This is a genomic window from Streptomyces sp. S186, from assembly GCF_051603415.1.
Taxonomy (GTDB): Bacteria; Actinomycetota; Actinomycetes; order Streptomycetales; family Streptomycetaceae; genus Streptomyces.
On sequence record NZ_CP193932.1, the window covers coordinates 2,794,051 to 2,808,955 of the forward strand.

General features: G+C 72.0%; 13 protein-coding genes. All 13 read right to left on the reverse strand.

Annotated features, from left to right (window positions below; all coding sequences use genetic code 11):
• Positions 1-46: 46 nt before the first annotated feature.
• On the reverse strand, positions 47-742 hold the full coding sequence (locus ACRAS8_RS11475; RefSeq protein WP_438485840.1) for a protein-tyrosine-phosphatase: 696 nt from the start codon (positions 740-742) through the stop codon (positions 47-49).
• Positions 742-1,389 carry an L-threonylcarbamoyladenylate synthase gene (locus ACRAS8_RS11480; protein ID WP_438485841.1) on the reverse strand — a complete coding sequence of 216 codons (648 nt, stop codon included), beginning with the start codon at positions 1,387-1,389 and terminating at the stop codon, positions 742-744. Before ACRAS8_RS11480 ends, ACRAS8_RS11475 begins: the two co-directional genes overlap by 1 nt.
• Before the next feature lie 82 nt (positions 1,390-1,471).
• Positions 1,472-2,353 (reverse strand): peptide chain release factor N(5)-glutamine methyltransferase, encoded by an 882-nt coding sequence (prmC, locus tag ACRAS8_RS11485; protein ID WP_438485842.1) that lies wholly within the window; start codon positions 2,351-2,353, stop codon positions 1,472-1,474.
• 36 nt (positions 2,354-2,389) lie between these two features.
• On the reverse strand, positions 2,390-3,469 hold the full coding sequence (gene prfA, locus ACRAS8_RS11490) for a peptide chain release factor 1 (RefSeq protein WP_438485843.1): 1,080 nt from the start codon (positions 3,467-3,469) through the stop codon (positions 2,390-2,392).
• A 179-nt stretch (positions 3,470-3,648) separates the two neighbouring features.
• Positions 3,649-3,873: a 50S ribosomal protein L31 gene (gene rpmE / locus ACRAS8_RS11495; RefSeq protein ID WP_248015100.1), complete on the reverse strand. Its 225-nt coding sequence runs from the start codon at positions 3,871-3,873 to the stop codon at positions 3,649-3,651.
• Positions 3,874-4,047: 174 nt separating this feature from the next.
• Positions 4,048-5,172, reverse strand: coding sequence for an LCP family protein (locus tag ACRAS8_RS11500; protein ID WP_438485844.1), 1,125 nt, complete (start codon positions 5,170-5,172; stop codon positions 4,048-4,050).
• A gap of 352 nt (positions 5,173-5,524) precedes the next feature.
• Positions 5,525-7,555 (reverse strand): transcription termination factor Rho, encoded by a 2,031-nt coding sequence (gene rho, locus ACRAS8_RS11505; RefSeq protein WP_438485845.1) that lies wholly within the window; start codon positions 7,553-7,555, stop codon positions 5,525-5,527.
• A gap of 375 nt (positions 7,556-7,930) precedes the next feature.
• Positions 7,931-8,848, reverse strand: a complete 918-nt coding sequence (gene thrB / locus ACRAS8_RS11510; RefSeq protein ID WP_438485846.1) for a homoserine kinase — start codon at positions 8,846-8,848, stop codon at positions 7,931-7,933.
• A 367-nt stretch (positions 8,849-9,215) separates the two neighbouring features.
• Entirely contained in the window at positions 9,216-10,301 is a 1,086-nt protein-coding gene (gene thrC / locus ACRAS8_RS11515; RefSeq protein ID WP_438485847.1) for a threonine synthase, read from the reverse strand.
• Between the two features lie 8 nt (positions 10,302-10,309).
• Positions 10,310-11,602 carry a homoserine dehydrogenase gene (locus tag ACRAS8_RS11520; RefSeq protein WP_438485848.1) on the reverse strand — a complete coding sequence of 431 codons (1,293 nt, stop codon included), beginning with the start codon at positions 11,600-11,602 and terminating at the stop codon, positions 10,310-10,312.
• Between the two features lie 156 nt (positions 11,603-11,758).
• Positions 11,759-13,150 (reverse strand): diaminopimelate decarboxylase, encoded by a 1,392-nt coding sequence (lysA, locus tag ACRAS8_RS11525; protein WP_438485849.1) that lies wholly within the window; start codon positions 13,148-13,150, stop codon positions 11,759-11,761.
• 115 nt (positions 13,151-13,265) lie between these two features.
• Positions 13,266-14,285, reverse strand: a complete 1,020-nt coding sequence (gene nrtL / locus ACRAS8_RS11530; RefSeq protein ID WP_438485850.1) for an ArgS-related anticodon-binding protein NrtL — start codon at positions 14,283-14,285, stop codon at positions 13,266-13,268.
• Positions 14,286-14,383: 98 nt separating this feature from the next.
• Positions 14,384-14,896 carry a response regulator gene (locus tag ACRAS8_RS11535; protein WP_438485851.1) on the reverse strand — a complete coding sequence of 171 codons (513 nt, stop codon included), beginning with the start codon at positions 14,894-14,896 and terminating at the stop codon, positions 14,384-14,386.
• Positions 14,897-14,905: the final 9 nt, after the last annotated feature.

Genomic DNA, 14,905 nt, shown 5'->3' on the forward strand with positions numbered 1-14,905 from the left:
GGCCCACGGGTCACAGAGGGCCCTCCAGGGCCGTTCCCCGGGGTGGTCAGGCCGGTGCCGGGACCCCGGTGAGGGCCGTGACGACCGGGTCGAGCGCGCGGTTGATCTCGTCGCCGATCGAGCGGAAGAACGTGATCGGCGCGCCGTAGGGGTCGTGGACCTCGTCGGACTCCGGGTTGGGCGCGAGCAGCCAGCCGCGCAGCGCGGCGGCCGCGCCGACCAGCGCACGGGCCCGCTCGACCAGTCCGCCGTCGGGCAGGCCGGGGTCGGGCGCCGGCAGGGTGGCCGGATCTATGGCGCGAACCAGCCGGTTGAACTCCTTCAGGGTGAAGGTGCGCAGCCCGGCGGAGTGCCCCATCGAGATCACCTGCGCACGGTGGTCGCGGGTCGCGGTGAGCACCAGGTCGGCGCGGATGACGTGCTCGTCGAGCAGTTCGCGGCCGATGAAGCCGGCCGGGTCCGCGCCGTAGTCGGCGAGCACGGTGGCGGCGTGGGCCTCCATGGGGGCGCCCTCATGGCCCCAGGTGCCCGCGCTCTCCACGAGCAGCCCGCAGCCGCGGACCGCCTGCGAGGAGCCCAGCCGCTCCCGCAGCGCATGGCGGTGCAGCCGCTCGGTGATCGGCGAGCGGCAGACGTTGCCGGTGCTGACGTGGAGGATCCGGAAGCAGGGCACGGGGTCCGCCGGGACGAGGAGGGGTTCGTCGCCTCGTCCCGCTATGCCACGCCCCTGCGGCGGGGGCATCAATGCGACACCTCGAGCTCGGGTACGACCTTGCGGAGCTCCTCCGCGCTGATCGCGCCCTCGCGCAGCAGCACCGGCACCGTGCCGGTGACGTCCACGATCGAGGACGGCACGGCGGCCGGGGTCGGGCCGGCGTCGAGGTAGACGGAGACGGAGTCGCCGAGCATCTCCTGGGCGGCGTCGCAGTCCTGCGGCGACGGATGGCCGGAGAGGTTGGCGCTGGAGACCGCCATCGGGCCGAACTCGGTGAGCAGCTCGATCGCGACCGGGTGCAGCGGCATGCGGACGGCGACCGTGCCGCGGGTCTCGCCGAGGTCCCAGGTCAGCGACGGCTGGTGCTTGGCGACGAGGGTGAGCGCCCCCGGCCAGAACGCGTCGACCAGCTCCCACGCCTGCTCGGAGAACTCCGTGACCAGGCCGTGCAGGGTGTTGGGGGACCCGACCAGGACCGGGGACGGCATTCCCCGGCCGCGGCCCTTGGCCTCCAGCAGGTCGCCGACGGCCTCCGGGCTGAAGGCGTCCGCGCCGATGCCGTAGACGGTGTCGGTCGGCAGCACGACCAGCTCGCCGCGGCGGACGGCCGAGGCGGCCTCACGCAGGCCGGTCGCGCGGTCGGTCGCGTCGCTGCAGTCGTATCGCCGTGCCATTAGCGGTCCTCCTCGTGCGGAACGGTTACGCGGAACGAATAAGCGGATGCATCGGCTGCATCGGGCGCCGGGGCGGTGTGGTTCATGGCGTCGCCCGGCGCGCAGTGGCGAATCGGGGCCGGTTGTTGAGGTCGGGGTGGTCGGCCGCGTCGGCCCAGCCCCGCTCCTCGTTGAAGATCCACGGCACCTGTCCGCCCTGGGTGTCGGCGTGCTCGATGACGACCACGCCGCCGGGCCGCAGCAGGCGGTGGGCGGTCCGCTCGATGCCCCGGATGGTGTCCAGGCCGTCCTCGCCGGAGAACAGCGCCAGTTCCGGGTCGTGGTCGCGGGCCTCGGGGGCGACGTACTCCCACTCGGTGAGCGGGATGTACGGCGGGTTGGAGATCACCAGGTCGACCTGCCCGTCCAGCTCGGGGAGCGCGCTGAGCGCGTCGCCCTGGTGGAGAACGACGCGGGACCCCTCGACGTTCTTGCGGGCGTAGCCCAGGGCGTCCTCGGAGAGCTCCACGGCGTGCACCCGCGATCGGGGGACCTCCTGCGCCAGGGCGAGGGCGATCGCCCCCGAGCCGGTGCAGAGGTCGACGATCAGGGGCTCGACGACGTCCATGGCGCGTACCGCGTCTATGGCCCAGCCGACCACCGACTCGGTCTCCGGACGGGGCACGAACACCCCTGGTCCGACGGCGAGTTCGAGGTAGCGGAAGAACGCCCGGCCGGTGATGTGCTGGAGCGGCTCGCGCGCCTCGCGGCGGGCGACGGCCTCCCAGTAGCGGGCGTCGAAGTCCGCGTCGGCGACCGTGTGCAACTGGCTGCGCTTGACGCCGTGCACGTGCGCGGCCAGCTCCTCCGCGTCGAAACGCGGCGAGGGTACGCCGGCGTCGGCCAGCCGCTGGGTGGCCTGGGCCACCTCCGCGAGCAGCAACGATCGGGAGCTCGGGGGGCGCCCCCCGGAATCGTGCGGCACTGGTCCTCCAGCCGATACGTCCTGGGTCTTGCGGTCTTACTGGGCGGCGGCGAGCTTGGCCGCCGCGTCGGCGTCGACGCACGCCTGGATGACCGGGTCCAGCTCGCCGTCGAGCACCTGGTCCAAGTTGTACGCCTTGAAGCCCACCCGGTGGTCCGAGATGCGGTTCTCCGGGAAGTTGTACGTGCGGATGCGCTCCGAGCGGTCGACGGTGCGCACCTGGCTGCGCCGGGCGTCGGACGCCTCCCGCTCGGCCTCCTCCTGGGCCGCGGCCAGCAGCCGCGAGCGGAGGATGCGCAGGGCCTGCTCCTTGTTCTGGAGCTGGCTCTTCTCGTTCTGGCAGGAGACCACGATGCCGGTGGGCAGGTGGGTGATCCGGACCGCGGAGTCGGTGGTGTTGACGGACTGGCCGCCGGGGCCGGAGGAGCGGTAGACGTCGATCCGCAGGTCGTTGGCGTTGATCTCGACCTCGACCTCCTCGGCCTCGGGGGTGACCAGCACGCCGGCCGCGGAGGTGTGGATCCGGCCCTGCGACTCGGTGGCGGGCACCCGCTGGACGCGGTGCACCCCGCCCTCGTACTTCAGCCGCGCCCAGACGCCCTGCCCGGGCTCGGTGGCGCCGCCCCCGCCCTTGGTCTTCACCGCGACCTGGACGTCCTTGTAGCCGCCGAGGTCGGACTCGTTGGCGTCGAGGATCTCGGTCTTCCAGCCGGCCCGCTCGGCGTACCGCAGGTACATCCGCAGCAGGTCGCCGGCGAACAGCGCGGACTCCTCGCCGCCCTCACCCGCCTTGACCTCCAGGATCACGTCCTTGTCGTCGCTGGGGTCGCGCGGGACGAGCAGCAGCCGCAGCTTCTCGGTGAGCTCCTCGCGGCGGGCCTCCAGCTCCTTGACCTCGTCGGCGAAGTCCGGGTCGTCCGCGGCCAGTTCCCGGGCGGTGCCGATGTCGTCGCCGGTCTGCTTCCAGGAGCGGTAGGCGGCGATGATCGGGGTCAGCTCGGCGTAGCGCTTGTTGAGCCGCATGGCCTCGCGCTGGTCCGCGTGGACCGCTGGGTCGGCCAGCCGCTTTTCGAGGCCGGCGTGCTCGCCGACCAGTTCTTCGACCGCCTCGAACATCGTGTGTTCCTCTGCTGACTGCTGGTGTGACTTCCCGGGGCCGCTGTGGCTGCGGTGCCCCACTGCCGCGGTGCGGCGGGCCGTCCCCCGGCCGGGCGGGCAGAGGGTACGGACGACAAAGACGCCGGTCCGGTCCCCCCTGATCCGGGGGCGACCGGAGACCGGCGCCTTGCGGGTCGCTACTTCTTGGCGGCCTTGGCGTTCTTGCCGAAGCGGGCCTCGAAGCGGGCCACACGGCCGCCCGTGTCCAGAATCTTCTGCTTGCCCGTGTAGAACGGGTGGCACTCGGAGCAGATGTCGGCGCGGATGGTACCGCCGGCGACGGTGCTACGGGTGGTGAAGGACGCGCCACAGGTGCAGCTGACCTGGGTCTCGACGTACTCCGGGTGGATGTCGCGCTTCAAGGGATTCTCCTAGGTTCGGGAGTGCACCGGGTCGTGGCGCGGATTGCGTCACGTGAACCGGGGCCGACGGTCCAGTCTGCCAGCACTGGCCGTATCTCCCAAAACCGGGGTACGGCCGGAGCTATTCCCCGCCCGCCACGTGGCGTTTCCGGGCGGGTGACGGGCTCGGGGCGGCTACTTGACGTAGTGGGACGTACCGCCCTTGTCACCCGCCGAGCCCTTGATCGCGGACTTGGGGATGGGCTGGTCGTGGCGGAGCGCGTCCCAGACCATGCGGCTCTGGGCGGTGAGCGGCAGCACCCGGTCGGGGTTGGCCGGGTCGTAGGTCACCGGGAGCGTCACCATGTCGATGCCGTCGGAGGATATCCCGCCGAGTTCCTTGGCCAGGCCGGTCAGCGCGGTGACGGAGTTGAGGTCGGTGTCGGTGGTGACGGCTTTGGTGGCGGTGTCGGCGATGTTGTAGAGCTTGGCCGGGTTGGTGAGCACGCCGACGTTGCGGACCTGGTTCATCAGTGCCTTGACGAAGGTCTGCTGGAGCTGGATGCGGCCCAGGTCGCTGCCGTCGCCGCCGGGGACGCCGTGCCGGGTGCGGACGAGGCCGAGGGCGTCCTCGCCGCCGAGGGTGTGCGTGCCGGGCTTGAGGTGCAGGTGGCTGTACTTGTCGTCGATCGCCTTGGTGGTGGTGATCTGCACCCCGCCGAGGGCGTCGATGAGCTTCTTGAAGCCGGTGAAGTCGACCTCGACGAAGTGGTCCATGCGGATCCCGCTCATCGACTCGACGGTCTTCACGGCGCAGGCCGGGCCGCCGACCTCGAAGGCGGTGTTGAACATCGCCCGCCGCTGGCCGGGGACGGTCCGGCCGTCCTTGGCGCAGTCGGGCCGGGTGACCATGGTGTCCCGGGGAATGCTGACGACGCTGGCCTTCTGGTGGCCCTTGAAGACGTGCACGATCATCGCGGTGTCGGAGCGGGCGCCGCCCTCGTCCTTGCCGTAGTCGCCGTTCTTGCCGGCCCGGGAGTCGGAACCCATCACGAGGATGTCCATCGAGCCGTTGTCGACGTTCTTCGGGCGGTCCTTGCCGAGCGCGGCGTTGATGTCGACGCCTGTCAGGTTGCCGTTGAACTTGAAGTAGAGGTAGCCGAGCCCCGCGCCGCCGAGCAGGACGACGCCGACCAGCGCGCACAGCGTGGTGGTGAGGACCCGGCGGCGCCGGGTGGGTGCCTTGCGCCGCCGGCCGGTGGCACGTAGGGAGCGGCTGCGGTCTCCGGCCGGCCGCGTGGTCCCGTCGCTCTGCGCCATCTGTTTCTCAGTCCTTCGTGGTCGACTGCGCCTCGCCGTCTCCCTGCCGCAGGCAGTTGATTGCCCAGTCAGACGGGAGGCCGACCGGAAGGGTTGCACAGCGCGTTATGAGCGTTTTCTTAGAAGAACGGGGCGCACGGGACCGCCGCAGGCGCTCGGGGAGGCTCTCACCAGGGCTTTCGTCGCGTCGCGCGCTCCGGCGGAAGCCGTGTGCGCGGTACGGGTCTGTGCGAAAGGTCTCAAGCGGGGCACGGCGGCGCGCGACGCAGGTCACACCCGGTACGGAAAGCGCCCGGGCCCCCTCACCGCGGTGGTGAGGGGACCCGGGCGACGTGCGGCGCGGCCGCGGGCGTCAGTCGTTGCCGTTGCCCGTGGTCGGCGTCGTCTTCTGGATCTGGAGCAGGAACTCCGCGTTGGACTTCGTCTGCTTCATCTTGTCCAGCAGCAGCTCGATGGCCTGCTGCTGGTCCAGCGCGTGCAGCACCCGGCGCAGCTTCCAGACGATGGCCAGCTCCTCGCTGCCCATCAGGATCTCCTCCTTGCGGGTGCTGGACGCGTCCACGTCCACCGCGGGGAAGATGCGCTTGTCGGAGAGCTTGCGGTCGAGCTTGAGCTCCAGGTTGCCGGTGCCCTTGAACTCCTCGAAGATCACCTCGTCCATCCGCGAGCCGGTCTCGACCAGCGCGGTGGCCAGGATGGTCAGCGAACCGCCGTCCTCGATGTTGCGCGCGGCGCCGAAGAAGCGCTTCGGCGGGTAGAGCGCGGTCGAGTCGACACCACCGGACAGGATGCGGCCGGAGGCGGGCGCCGCGAGGTTGTACGCGCGGCCCAGGCGGGTGATGGAGTCCAGCAGCACGACCACGTCGTGACCGAGCTCGACGAGCCGCTTGGCGCGCTCGATGGCCAGCTCGGCGACGGTGGTGTGGTCCTCGGCCGGGCGGTCGAAGGTCGAGGAGATGACCTCGCCCTTCACCGACCGCTGCATGTCGGTGACCTCTTCCGGACGCTCGTCGACGAGGACGACCATCAGGTGGCACTCGGGGTTGTTGCGGGTGATCGAGTTGGCGATCGCCTGCATGATCATGGTCTTGCCGGTCTTCGGCGGCGCCACGATCAGCCCTCGCTGGCCCTTGCCGATCGGGGTGACCAGGTCGATGATCCGGGTCGTCAGCCCGCCCGACTCGCCCTCCAGGCGCAGCCGCTCCTGCGGGTAAAGGGGCGTCAGCTTCCCGAACTCCGGCCGCTGGCGGCCCTGTTCGGGCGCCATGCTGTTGACGCTGTCCAGCCGCACCAGGGCGTTGAACTTCTCGCGCCGCTCGCCGTCCTTGGGCTGGCGGACCGCGCCGGTGACGTGGTCGCCCTTGCGCAGGCCGTTCTTGCGGACCTGGGCGAGCGAGACGTAGACGTCGTTCGGGCCGGGGAGGTAGCCGGAGGTCCGGATGAACGCGTAGTTGTCGAGGATGTCGAGGATGCCCGCGACGGGGATCAGCACGTCGTCCTCGGCCAGCTGCGGCTCACCGGCGAAGTCCTCGCGGCCGCGGCGCCCGCGGCGGTCGCGGTAGCGGCCGCGCCGGCCGCGCCGGCCGCCCTCGAAGTCCTCTTCGTCGTCCCGGCGGTCCCGCTGGCGGTTGCCCCCCTGGCCGCCCTGGCCGCCGTCGCCCGCGTCGCTCTTGCGGCGGTCGCGGTCGCGGTCCCGGTCGCGCCGGCCCCGCTCGCCCTTCTGGCCGCGGTCCTGGCGGTCCCCGCGCTCCTGGCGGTCGACGCCCTTGGCGGGCCGGCCCTCGCCGGTCTCCTGCGGGGCGAGGGTGGTCTCGGTCCGGGCCTCGGTCTTGACCGCGGTGGCGGCCTCGGCCTTGGCCTCGGTGCGGACCTCGGCCTCCGGGCTGCCCGCGGGGGCGGTGGCCCGGCGGCGGCGGCGCTCGCCGGCCGGCGCCTCTTCTGCGGCGCTGCCCTGGGGCGAGGGCTGGCCGGGGATGTCGATCTGCTGCTGGGTCCCGGCCTTCTCCGCGGTCTTGGCCGTCCTGGCGGCCTTCTCGGTCTTCGCCGCGGGCTCGGCACCGGCCTCGCCGGTGCGGGCCTTGGACGTCGTACGGCGCTTGGGCTTGGTCTCGGTGTCTGCGGGCGCGTCGGCCTTGGCGGAGGTCCCGGAGCCGGCGGCCTGCTTCTCCTTGATGACCTCGATCAGCTGGCTCTTGCGCATCCGCGCGGTGCCCTTGATACCGAGGCCGGAGGCAATCTGCTGCAGCTCTGCCAGGACCATGCCCTCAAGGCCGGTGCCGGAACGGCGGCGCCGCGTGGTGGCAGGCGCGGCGGGAGCGTCCGTGGCGGGCGTGGTGGCACTGCCATCGGTGCGCGCGCCCATCAGATCGGTGGTGTCGCTCACGAAGGGTCCTTCCCTGGAGCGGGCGTCGGCCTGTCTGGCTCGGCGACCGGTTGTGCTGTCCGGCTGGGTCCTTGGGTCTTGCGGACCGGGCCGGGGCGGTGGTCCCGCCGGATACGGCGGAAAGATCAATTCATGGCTTCGGCGTGAAGATCTGGGGTGTGTCTTCTGTCGTCACGCCGATTCCGGAGCGTGCTCACTTCTGCTCAGGACAAAAGCTCCAAGCAGTTGGGGAGGCTCCCGGAAGAAAGTGGTCCCGATGGGGGACACGAAGCACCGCGCCACACTGGCGTCGAGTACTGACTTGAGGTTAACACTACCGGATCCAACAAACATTCCCCCTCTCCAAGACCGGCGATCGGTGATCGCTCGGTGCGATCACCCGGCGAGCGGCAGCACACACGTACCGGCCGCGTCGAGGGTCAGCCGGTTGGCCGCCCACCCCTCGCCCGCCAGCGCCGCGACCTTGTCGGCCGCCGCATCTTCGACCAGCGCGAGCACCGTGGGGCCCGCACCGGAGATGACTGCGGGGACGCCGTCCGCGCGCAGTCGGTTCACCAGGGCCATGCTCTCCGGCATCGCCGGGGCGCGGTAGTCCTGGTGAAGTCGGTCCTCGGTCGCGGCGAGCAGCAGCTCGGGGCGCCTGGTCAGCGCCTCGACGAGCAGTGCCGCGCGGCCGGCGTTGGCCGCGGCGTCCCCGTGCGGGACGGTGCGCGGAAGCAGTCCGCGGGCGGTCTCGGTCAGCACGGGTCTGCCGGGCACGAAGACCACCGGAACGATGGAATCGGCCGGATCCATCCGGATCGCCCGCGCGGTGCCGGTGTCCGTCCAGGCGAGCGTGAAACCGCCGAGCAGGCAGGCGGCGACGTTGTCGGGGTGGCCCTCGATCTCGTTGGCGAGTTCCAGCAGCGCGGTGTCGTCGAGCTTCTGCTCGCCGCCTATGGTCACGGCGCGGGCGGCGACGATACCGGCGCAGATGGCGGCGGAGGAGGAGCCCAGGCCACGGCCGTGCGGGATGCGGTTGGCGCAGACGATCTCCAGGCCGCGCGGCTGCCCGCCGAGCAGGTCGAAGGCGGTGCGCATGGCCCGTACGAGCAGGTGGCTCTCGTCGCGCGGCAGCGTCTCGGCGCCCTCGCCGGCGATGTCGACGTGCAGACCGGAGTCGGCGACCCGTACCACGACGTCGTCGTACAGACCCAGGGAAAGTCCCAGGGCATCGAAGCCGGGGCCGAGATTGGCGCTGGTGGCGGGGGTGCGCACCCGGACGGCGGCGGCGCGGAACGCGGGACCGGCCATCGCTCGATGACTCTCCTTGGTTGATGCTGCGGTACTGCCCCCGAGCGCAGCACCGCGGCACCGGGGTGCCGGGACGGCTCGTGGGGTCTGTTCTGACCTGCCCTGCACACCACTGCGTTATGCCGTGGGGAGGGGAGTTGGGTGCCAGCCTATCGAAGGAAGGTTCTGTCGCGACATAGGGCGCACAGGAGGCGCACGATGCGTGTCGCGCACCATCCTCCGCCCCGACGCTCTCTTTGCAGTGTTTGCAGCGTTTGCCGGGGCGTGGCGCGAGGTGCGGTGCGCGGGGGCGACGGGCGGCCGGACCGGCCGTCGCCCCCGCACGTCTTCCGTACGTCTTCGCAGGTCCGGAGGGTGTCCGGGCCGGTCAGGCGAGGCCGAGCCGCTCGGCGGCGGCATCGGCGTCGATCGGGACCGTGACCGGCTGCGGCGCGCCGGCCACCGCCCAGTCGGGGTCCTTGAGGCCGTTGCCGGTGACCGTGCAGACGATGCGCTGGCCGGGGTCCACCCTGCCCTCCTCGGCGGCCTTGAGCAGACCGGCGACCGAGGCGGCCGAGGCGGGCTCCACGAAGACGCCCTCCCTTGCGGCCAACAGGCGGTAGGCGGCCAGGATTTGACGGTCCGTCACCTCGTCGATGAGGCCGCCGGACTCGTCCCGGGCGCGCTCGGCGAACTCCCACGAGGCGGGGTTGCCGATCCGGATCGCGGTGGCGATGGTGTGCGGGTCCTTCACGACCTCGCCGCGCACGATCGGGGCGCTGCCGGACGCCTGGAAGCCCCACATCCGCGGGGTGCGCGCGGCGATGCCGTCGGCGGCATACTCGCGGTAGCCCTTCCAGTAGGCGGTGATGTTGCCGGCGTTGCCGACGGGCAGCACATGGATGTCCGGGGCGTCGCCGAGCATGTCGACGATTTCGAAGGCGGCGGTCTTCTGGCCCTCGATCCGCACCGGGTTGACGGAGTTCACAAGTGCGACCGGGTACTTCTCGGAGAGGCCGCGGGCCAGCGTCAGACAGTCGTCGAAATTTCCGTCGACCTGGAGGATCTTGGCGCCGTGGACCAGCGCCTGGCCCATCTTGCCGAGCGCGATCTTGCCCTGCGGGACCAGCACCGCGCAGACCATCCCGGCCCGGACCGCGTAGGCGGCGGCCGAGGCGGAGGTGTTGCCCGTGGAGGCGCAGATGACGGCCTTGGCGCCGTCCTCCTTGGCCCGGGTGATGGCCATCGTCATCCCGCGGTCCTTGAACGAGCCCGTGGGGTTGGCGCCCTCGACCTTGAGGTGCACCTCGCAGCCGGTGCGCTCGGACAGTACCTGGGCCGGTACCAGCGGCGTACCGCCCTCGCGGAGGGTGACGACCTCGGTCGTGTCACTGACCGGCAGCCGGTCGCGGTACTCCTCGATGATTCCGCGCCACTGACCGTTCGCGGTGGTCACGGTGGAATTGGCAGACATGGGTTCCTTTACTCCCCTTCGACCCGCATGATGCTGACGACACCGCGGACGGTGTCCAGCTCGCGCAGTGCCCCGACCGTCGACGACAGGGCCGCGTCGGTCGCTCGGTGGGTGACGACGACGAGGTCGGCCTCGCCGTCCCTTCCCTGCTGACGGACCGTGTCGATCGACACGCCGTGTTCGGCGAAGACCGTCGCGACCTGCGCCAGGACGCCCGGCTTGTCGGCCACGTCGAGGCTGATGTGGTAGCGGGTGACGACCTCGCCCATCGGGCTCACGGGCAGCGCGGTGTACGCGGACTCCCCCGGCCCGGTGGCACCGGCGAGCTTGTTGCGGCAGACCGCGACGAGGTCGCCGAGGACCGCGGAGGCGGTCGGCGCGCCGCCCGCGCCGGGCCCGTAGAACATCAGCCGGCCGGCCGCGTCGGACTCCACGAAGACCGCGTTGTACGCCTCGCGCACGGAGGCCAGCGGATGGGTCAGCGGGATCATCGCCGGGTGCACCCGCGCGGTCACCGAGGCGCCGTCCGCGGCCCGCTCGCAGATGGCCAGCAGCTTGACCGTGCAGCCCATCCGCCGGGCGGAGGCGATGTCGGCGGCGGTGACCTCGGTCAGCCCCTCGCGGTGCACGTCGTCGATGGTGACGCGGGTGTGGAAGGCGATCCCGGCGAGGATCGCGGCCTTGGCGGCGGCGTCGAAGCCCTCGACGTCGGCGGTCGGGTCGGCCTCGGCGTACCCGAGCGCGGTGGCCTCGTCCAGTGCCTCGCTGTAGCCGGCGCCGGTGGCGTCCATCTTGTCGAGGATGAAGTTGGTGGTGCCGTTGACGATGCCGAGGACGCGGTTGACCTTGTCGCCGGCGAGCGACTCGCGCAGCGGCCGCACCAGCGGGATCGCGCCGGCGACCGCCGCCTCGTAGTACAGGTCGGCGTTGTGCTTCTCGGCCGCCGCGTGCAGCGCCGCGCCGTCGGCGGCCACCAGGGCCTTGTTGGCCGACACCACGCTCGCGCCGTGCTCGAAGGCGGTGGTGATCAGGCCCCGGGCGGGCTCGATGCCGCCGATGACCTCGATGACGACGTCGATGTCGCCGCGTTTGACCAGCGCGGTCGCGTCGGTGGTGATCAGCTCGGCCGGGATCCCGGCCCGCACCCGCTCCGGGCGGCGGACGGCGATCCCGGCGAGCTCCACCGGCGCGCCGATGCGGGCCGCGAGGTCGTCGGCGTGCGTCGTCATGAGGCGCGCCACCTCTGAGCCGACCACACCACAGCCCAGCAGCGCCACCTTCAGCGGACGCGTACGCATCATTCGACCTCGTCTTTTCTTCGATCCAGCAGTTTCATGCCCGGTCACACACCAGTTTCCTGGTCATGCACCAGTCTCACGCACCGGACGGCCGTTTCCGCCGTTCGTCCGGATGCCGAGACATTTATTTCATCCGGGGCCCGGACCCGGCGATCCGGCCTACCCGACATCCAACCGCAGGAGATCTTCCTCCGTCTCCCGCCGGACGACGACCCGGGCCGCGCCGTCCGCGACCGCCACCACCGGCGGCCGCAGCGCGTGGTTGTAGTTGCTCGCCATGGACCGGCAGTACGCGCCGGTGGCGGGCACCGCGAGCAGGTCGCCGGGCGCCACGTCGGACGGCAGGAAGGCGTCCCGGACGACGATGTCGCCGCTCTCGCAGTGCTTGCCGACGACGCGCGAGAGCATCGGCTCCGCGTCCGACGTCCGGGAGGCCAGCACCACGCTGTACTCCGCGTCGTAGAGCGCGGTGCGGATGTTGTCCGACATCCCGCCGTCCACGGAGACGTACGTCCGCAGCCCCTCCAGCTCCTTGACCGTGCCGACCTCGTAGAGGGTGAAGGCGGTGGGGCCGACGATCGCCCGGCCCGGCTCGACCGAGAGCCGCGGCACCCGCAGCCCGGCCGCCTCGCACTCGCGGCCGACGATCTCCCGCAGCGCCTTGGCGATCTCGTGCGGCTCCCTGGGGTCGTCGTCCGAGGTGTAGGCGATGCCGAGGCCGCCGCCGAGGTCGATCTCCGGCAGCTCCACGCCGTGCTCGTCGCGCACCTCGGCGAGCAGCTGCACCACCCGCCGCGCGGAGACCTCGAAGCCGGCCATGTCGAAGATCTGCGACCCGATGTGGCTGTGGATGCCGATGAGTTCGAGCCCGTCCAGCCGCAGCGCCCGGCGCACCGCCTCGGCGGCCTGGCCGCCGGCCAGCGCGATGCCGAACTTCTGGTCCTCGTGGGCGGTCGCGATGAACTCGTGGGTGTGCGCCTCGACGCCGACGGTCACCCGGATCTGCACCCGCTGCCGCTTGCCGAGCCGCTCGGCGATGTGCGCGACCCGCACGATCTCCTGGAACGAGTCGAGCACGATCCGTCCGACGCCGGCCTCGACGGCCCGGGTGATCTCCTCGGTGCTCTTGTTGTTGCCGTGCAGGGCGATGCGCTCGGCGGGCATCCCGGCGGCCAGCGCGGTGGCCAGCTCGCCCCCCGAACACACGTCGAGGTTGAGGCCCTCCTCGTTCAGCCAGCGCACGACGGCCCGGGACAGGAACGCCTTGCCCGCGTAGAACACGTCGGCGTCCGGCCCGAAGGCGTCCTTCCAGGCCCGGCAGCGCGCCCGGAAGTCCTCCTCGTCGAGGAAGTACGCCGGGGTGCCGAACTCCTCGGCGAGCGCGGTCACCGGCAGCCCGCCGACCGTCACCACGCCGTCGGCGTCGCGCCGGACGGTGCGGGACCAGACCCGCGGGTCAAGGGAGTTGAGATCGGCGGGCGGCCCGGCGTAGTGCCCCTCGGGCAGTACGTCGCCATGCCGGGGCCCTGCGGGGTGTGCGGAACGGCTCATAACGGAAACGGTCCCCTCAAGATCGTTCAGAGGTCCTGACCGGGGCAGTCCTCGGCGCGCTCCGCGGGTGTTCGGACGCGTACATCAGACATTTCCAGATTCAGGCGTGTGCGGATCAGACATGTTCGGGAGAAGAGATGCCGAGCAGGTGCAGGCCGTTGCACAGCACCGTCCCCGTGGCCTCGGCGAGGGCCACCCGGGCGCGGTGCACGGCCGAGGGTTTCTGCTCGCCGGCGGGCAGCGGCGGAAACTCCTCCTGCCAGCGCAGAGCGGCGTCCGCGGTGGCCTCCAGATGACGCACCAGCCGGTCCGGCGCGCAGCTCCGTGCGGCCGCCGCGACGGCCGTCGGATACGTCGCGAGACAGCTCTCCAGCGTCCGGACGAGCCGTACGTCCCCGTGGCCGGCGTCGCCCGTCACGTCCCCCGGCTCCCCCGCGAACCCCAGCTCGCGGGCGTTCCGCACCATCGCGCGGCTGCGGGCGTGGGCGTACTGCACCCGGAACCGCGGGTTGTCCTCGTGCTGCACCGGCCGCGCCGGCACCCGCACCGGGTCCGCCGCCGCGGGCTTCAGCAGCACCCAGCGCGCCTCGTCGGCGCCCAGCCGCGCGACGAGCCCGGCCGGCTCCGCGCGACCGGCGGCCGCCGGCGTCCGGGCACGGACGTCGTCCCGCCCGAGCCGCACCAGCACCTCCCGCACGACGCTCTCCCGGGCCGCGGCCCACTCCCCCGCGTACCGCGCCGGACCGTCGGCGATCCGCCCCGGCCCGGCTCCCGCCGCGGCCCCGGACTCCGCCGGCGCGCCGTAGCGCTCACCCCGGGACAGCACCTCGCGGACGAGACCGGCCGACGCCCCGTCCCCCAGATGGAAGTTCAGAAATCCCGGCCCGGCGATCTCGACGCGGGCGATCCCGGAGCTCCCGGCCAGCCGCCTGCGCAGGATCTCCGCCACCTCACGCGCCGGCCGCCCCGCCTGCTTCGCCAGCTGGAGCGCCACGTTGGAGGCGTAGTCCCCGCATCCGGGCCGCGGCGGCGGCTGCACCACGATCCGCGCCGGCACGGGCACGGAGAGCTCGCGCTCATCGACGGCACCGCGCACGGAGTGCAGAACGGTGCGGGAGAGCTCGGCCGGGGTCACACGACAAGCGTATGGGAGAAGGGGGGTACCTGGGCGAACGGGTTTCGCGTTGTGGACAGCTGGGGGGCCGGGACCACGCGGTGCCGGGCGCGGGGCCGTCATCCCGCGGCCCGTTCCCCCTCACTTCCCGGCTCGCCGCGGGGCGCGCGGCCCGACGCTCGGCCCGGCACGCGACCCGGCCCGTCGTCGCGCGGGCCGGCGCCCCGCCTGCCCGCGGCTCCCTTCCCCTGTTGCCGTCCCTCGCGCACCAGCATCCCCACCGTGCGCACCAGCTCCGTCGGCTCGAACGGCTTGGCCAGATAGGCGTCGATCGCCACCGGCTCCCCGTTGTCCACCTCGCCCTGGCCGCAGGCACTGACGATGGCGATCGGGATGTCCCACGTCCGCGGATCGGAACGCAGCCGCGCCGCGGTGTGCAGCCCGCCCAGCCGCGGCATCATCACGTCGAGGGTGACGACGTCGGGTCTCACCTGGTGCACGACGTCCAGACATTCGGCACCATCAGCCGCGGTCACGACCTCGAAGCCCTCCAGCTCAAGGTTGACCCTGATCAACTGCCGGATCACCTTGTTGTCATCGACCACAAGGATCCGACCGGACAAGCCAGGCACACCATGAGA

Coding starts and splice junctions, on each gene's coding strand:
- ACRAS8_RS11475 (WP_438485840.1), bottom strand. CDS start 742: ATGCCCCCGCCGCAGGGGCGTGGCATAGCGGGACGAGGCGACGAACCC.
- ACRAS8_RS11480 (WP_438485841.1), bottom strand. CDS start 1,389: ATGGCACGGCGATACGACTGCAGCGACGCGACCGACCGCGCGACCGGC.
- prfA (WP_438485843.1), bottom strand. CDS start 3,469: ATGTTCGAGGCGGTCGAAGAACTGGTCGGCGAGCACGCCGGCCTCGAA.
- ACRAS8_RS11500 (WP_438485844.1), bottom strand. CDS start 5,172: ATGGCGCAGAGCGACGGGACCACGCGGCCGGCCGGAGACCGCAGCCGC.
- thrB (WP_438485846.1), bottom strand. CDS start 8,848: ATGGCCGGTCCCGCGTTCCGCGCCGCCGCCGTCCGGGTGCGCACCCCC.
- thrC (WP_438485847.1), bottom strand. CDS start 10,301: ATGTCTGCCAATTCCACCGTGACCACCGCGAACGGTCAGTGGCGCGGA.
- ACRAS8_RS11520 (WP_438485848.1), bottom strand. CDS start 11,602: ATGATGCGTACGCGTCCGCTGAAGGTGGCGCTGCTGGGCTGTGGTGTG.
- lysA (WP_438485849.1), bottom strand. CDS start 13,150: ATGAGCCGTTCCGCACACCCCGCAGGGCCCCGGCATGGCGACGTACTG.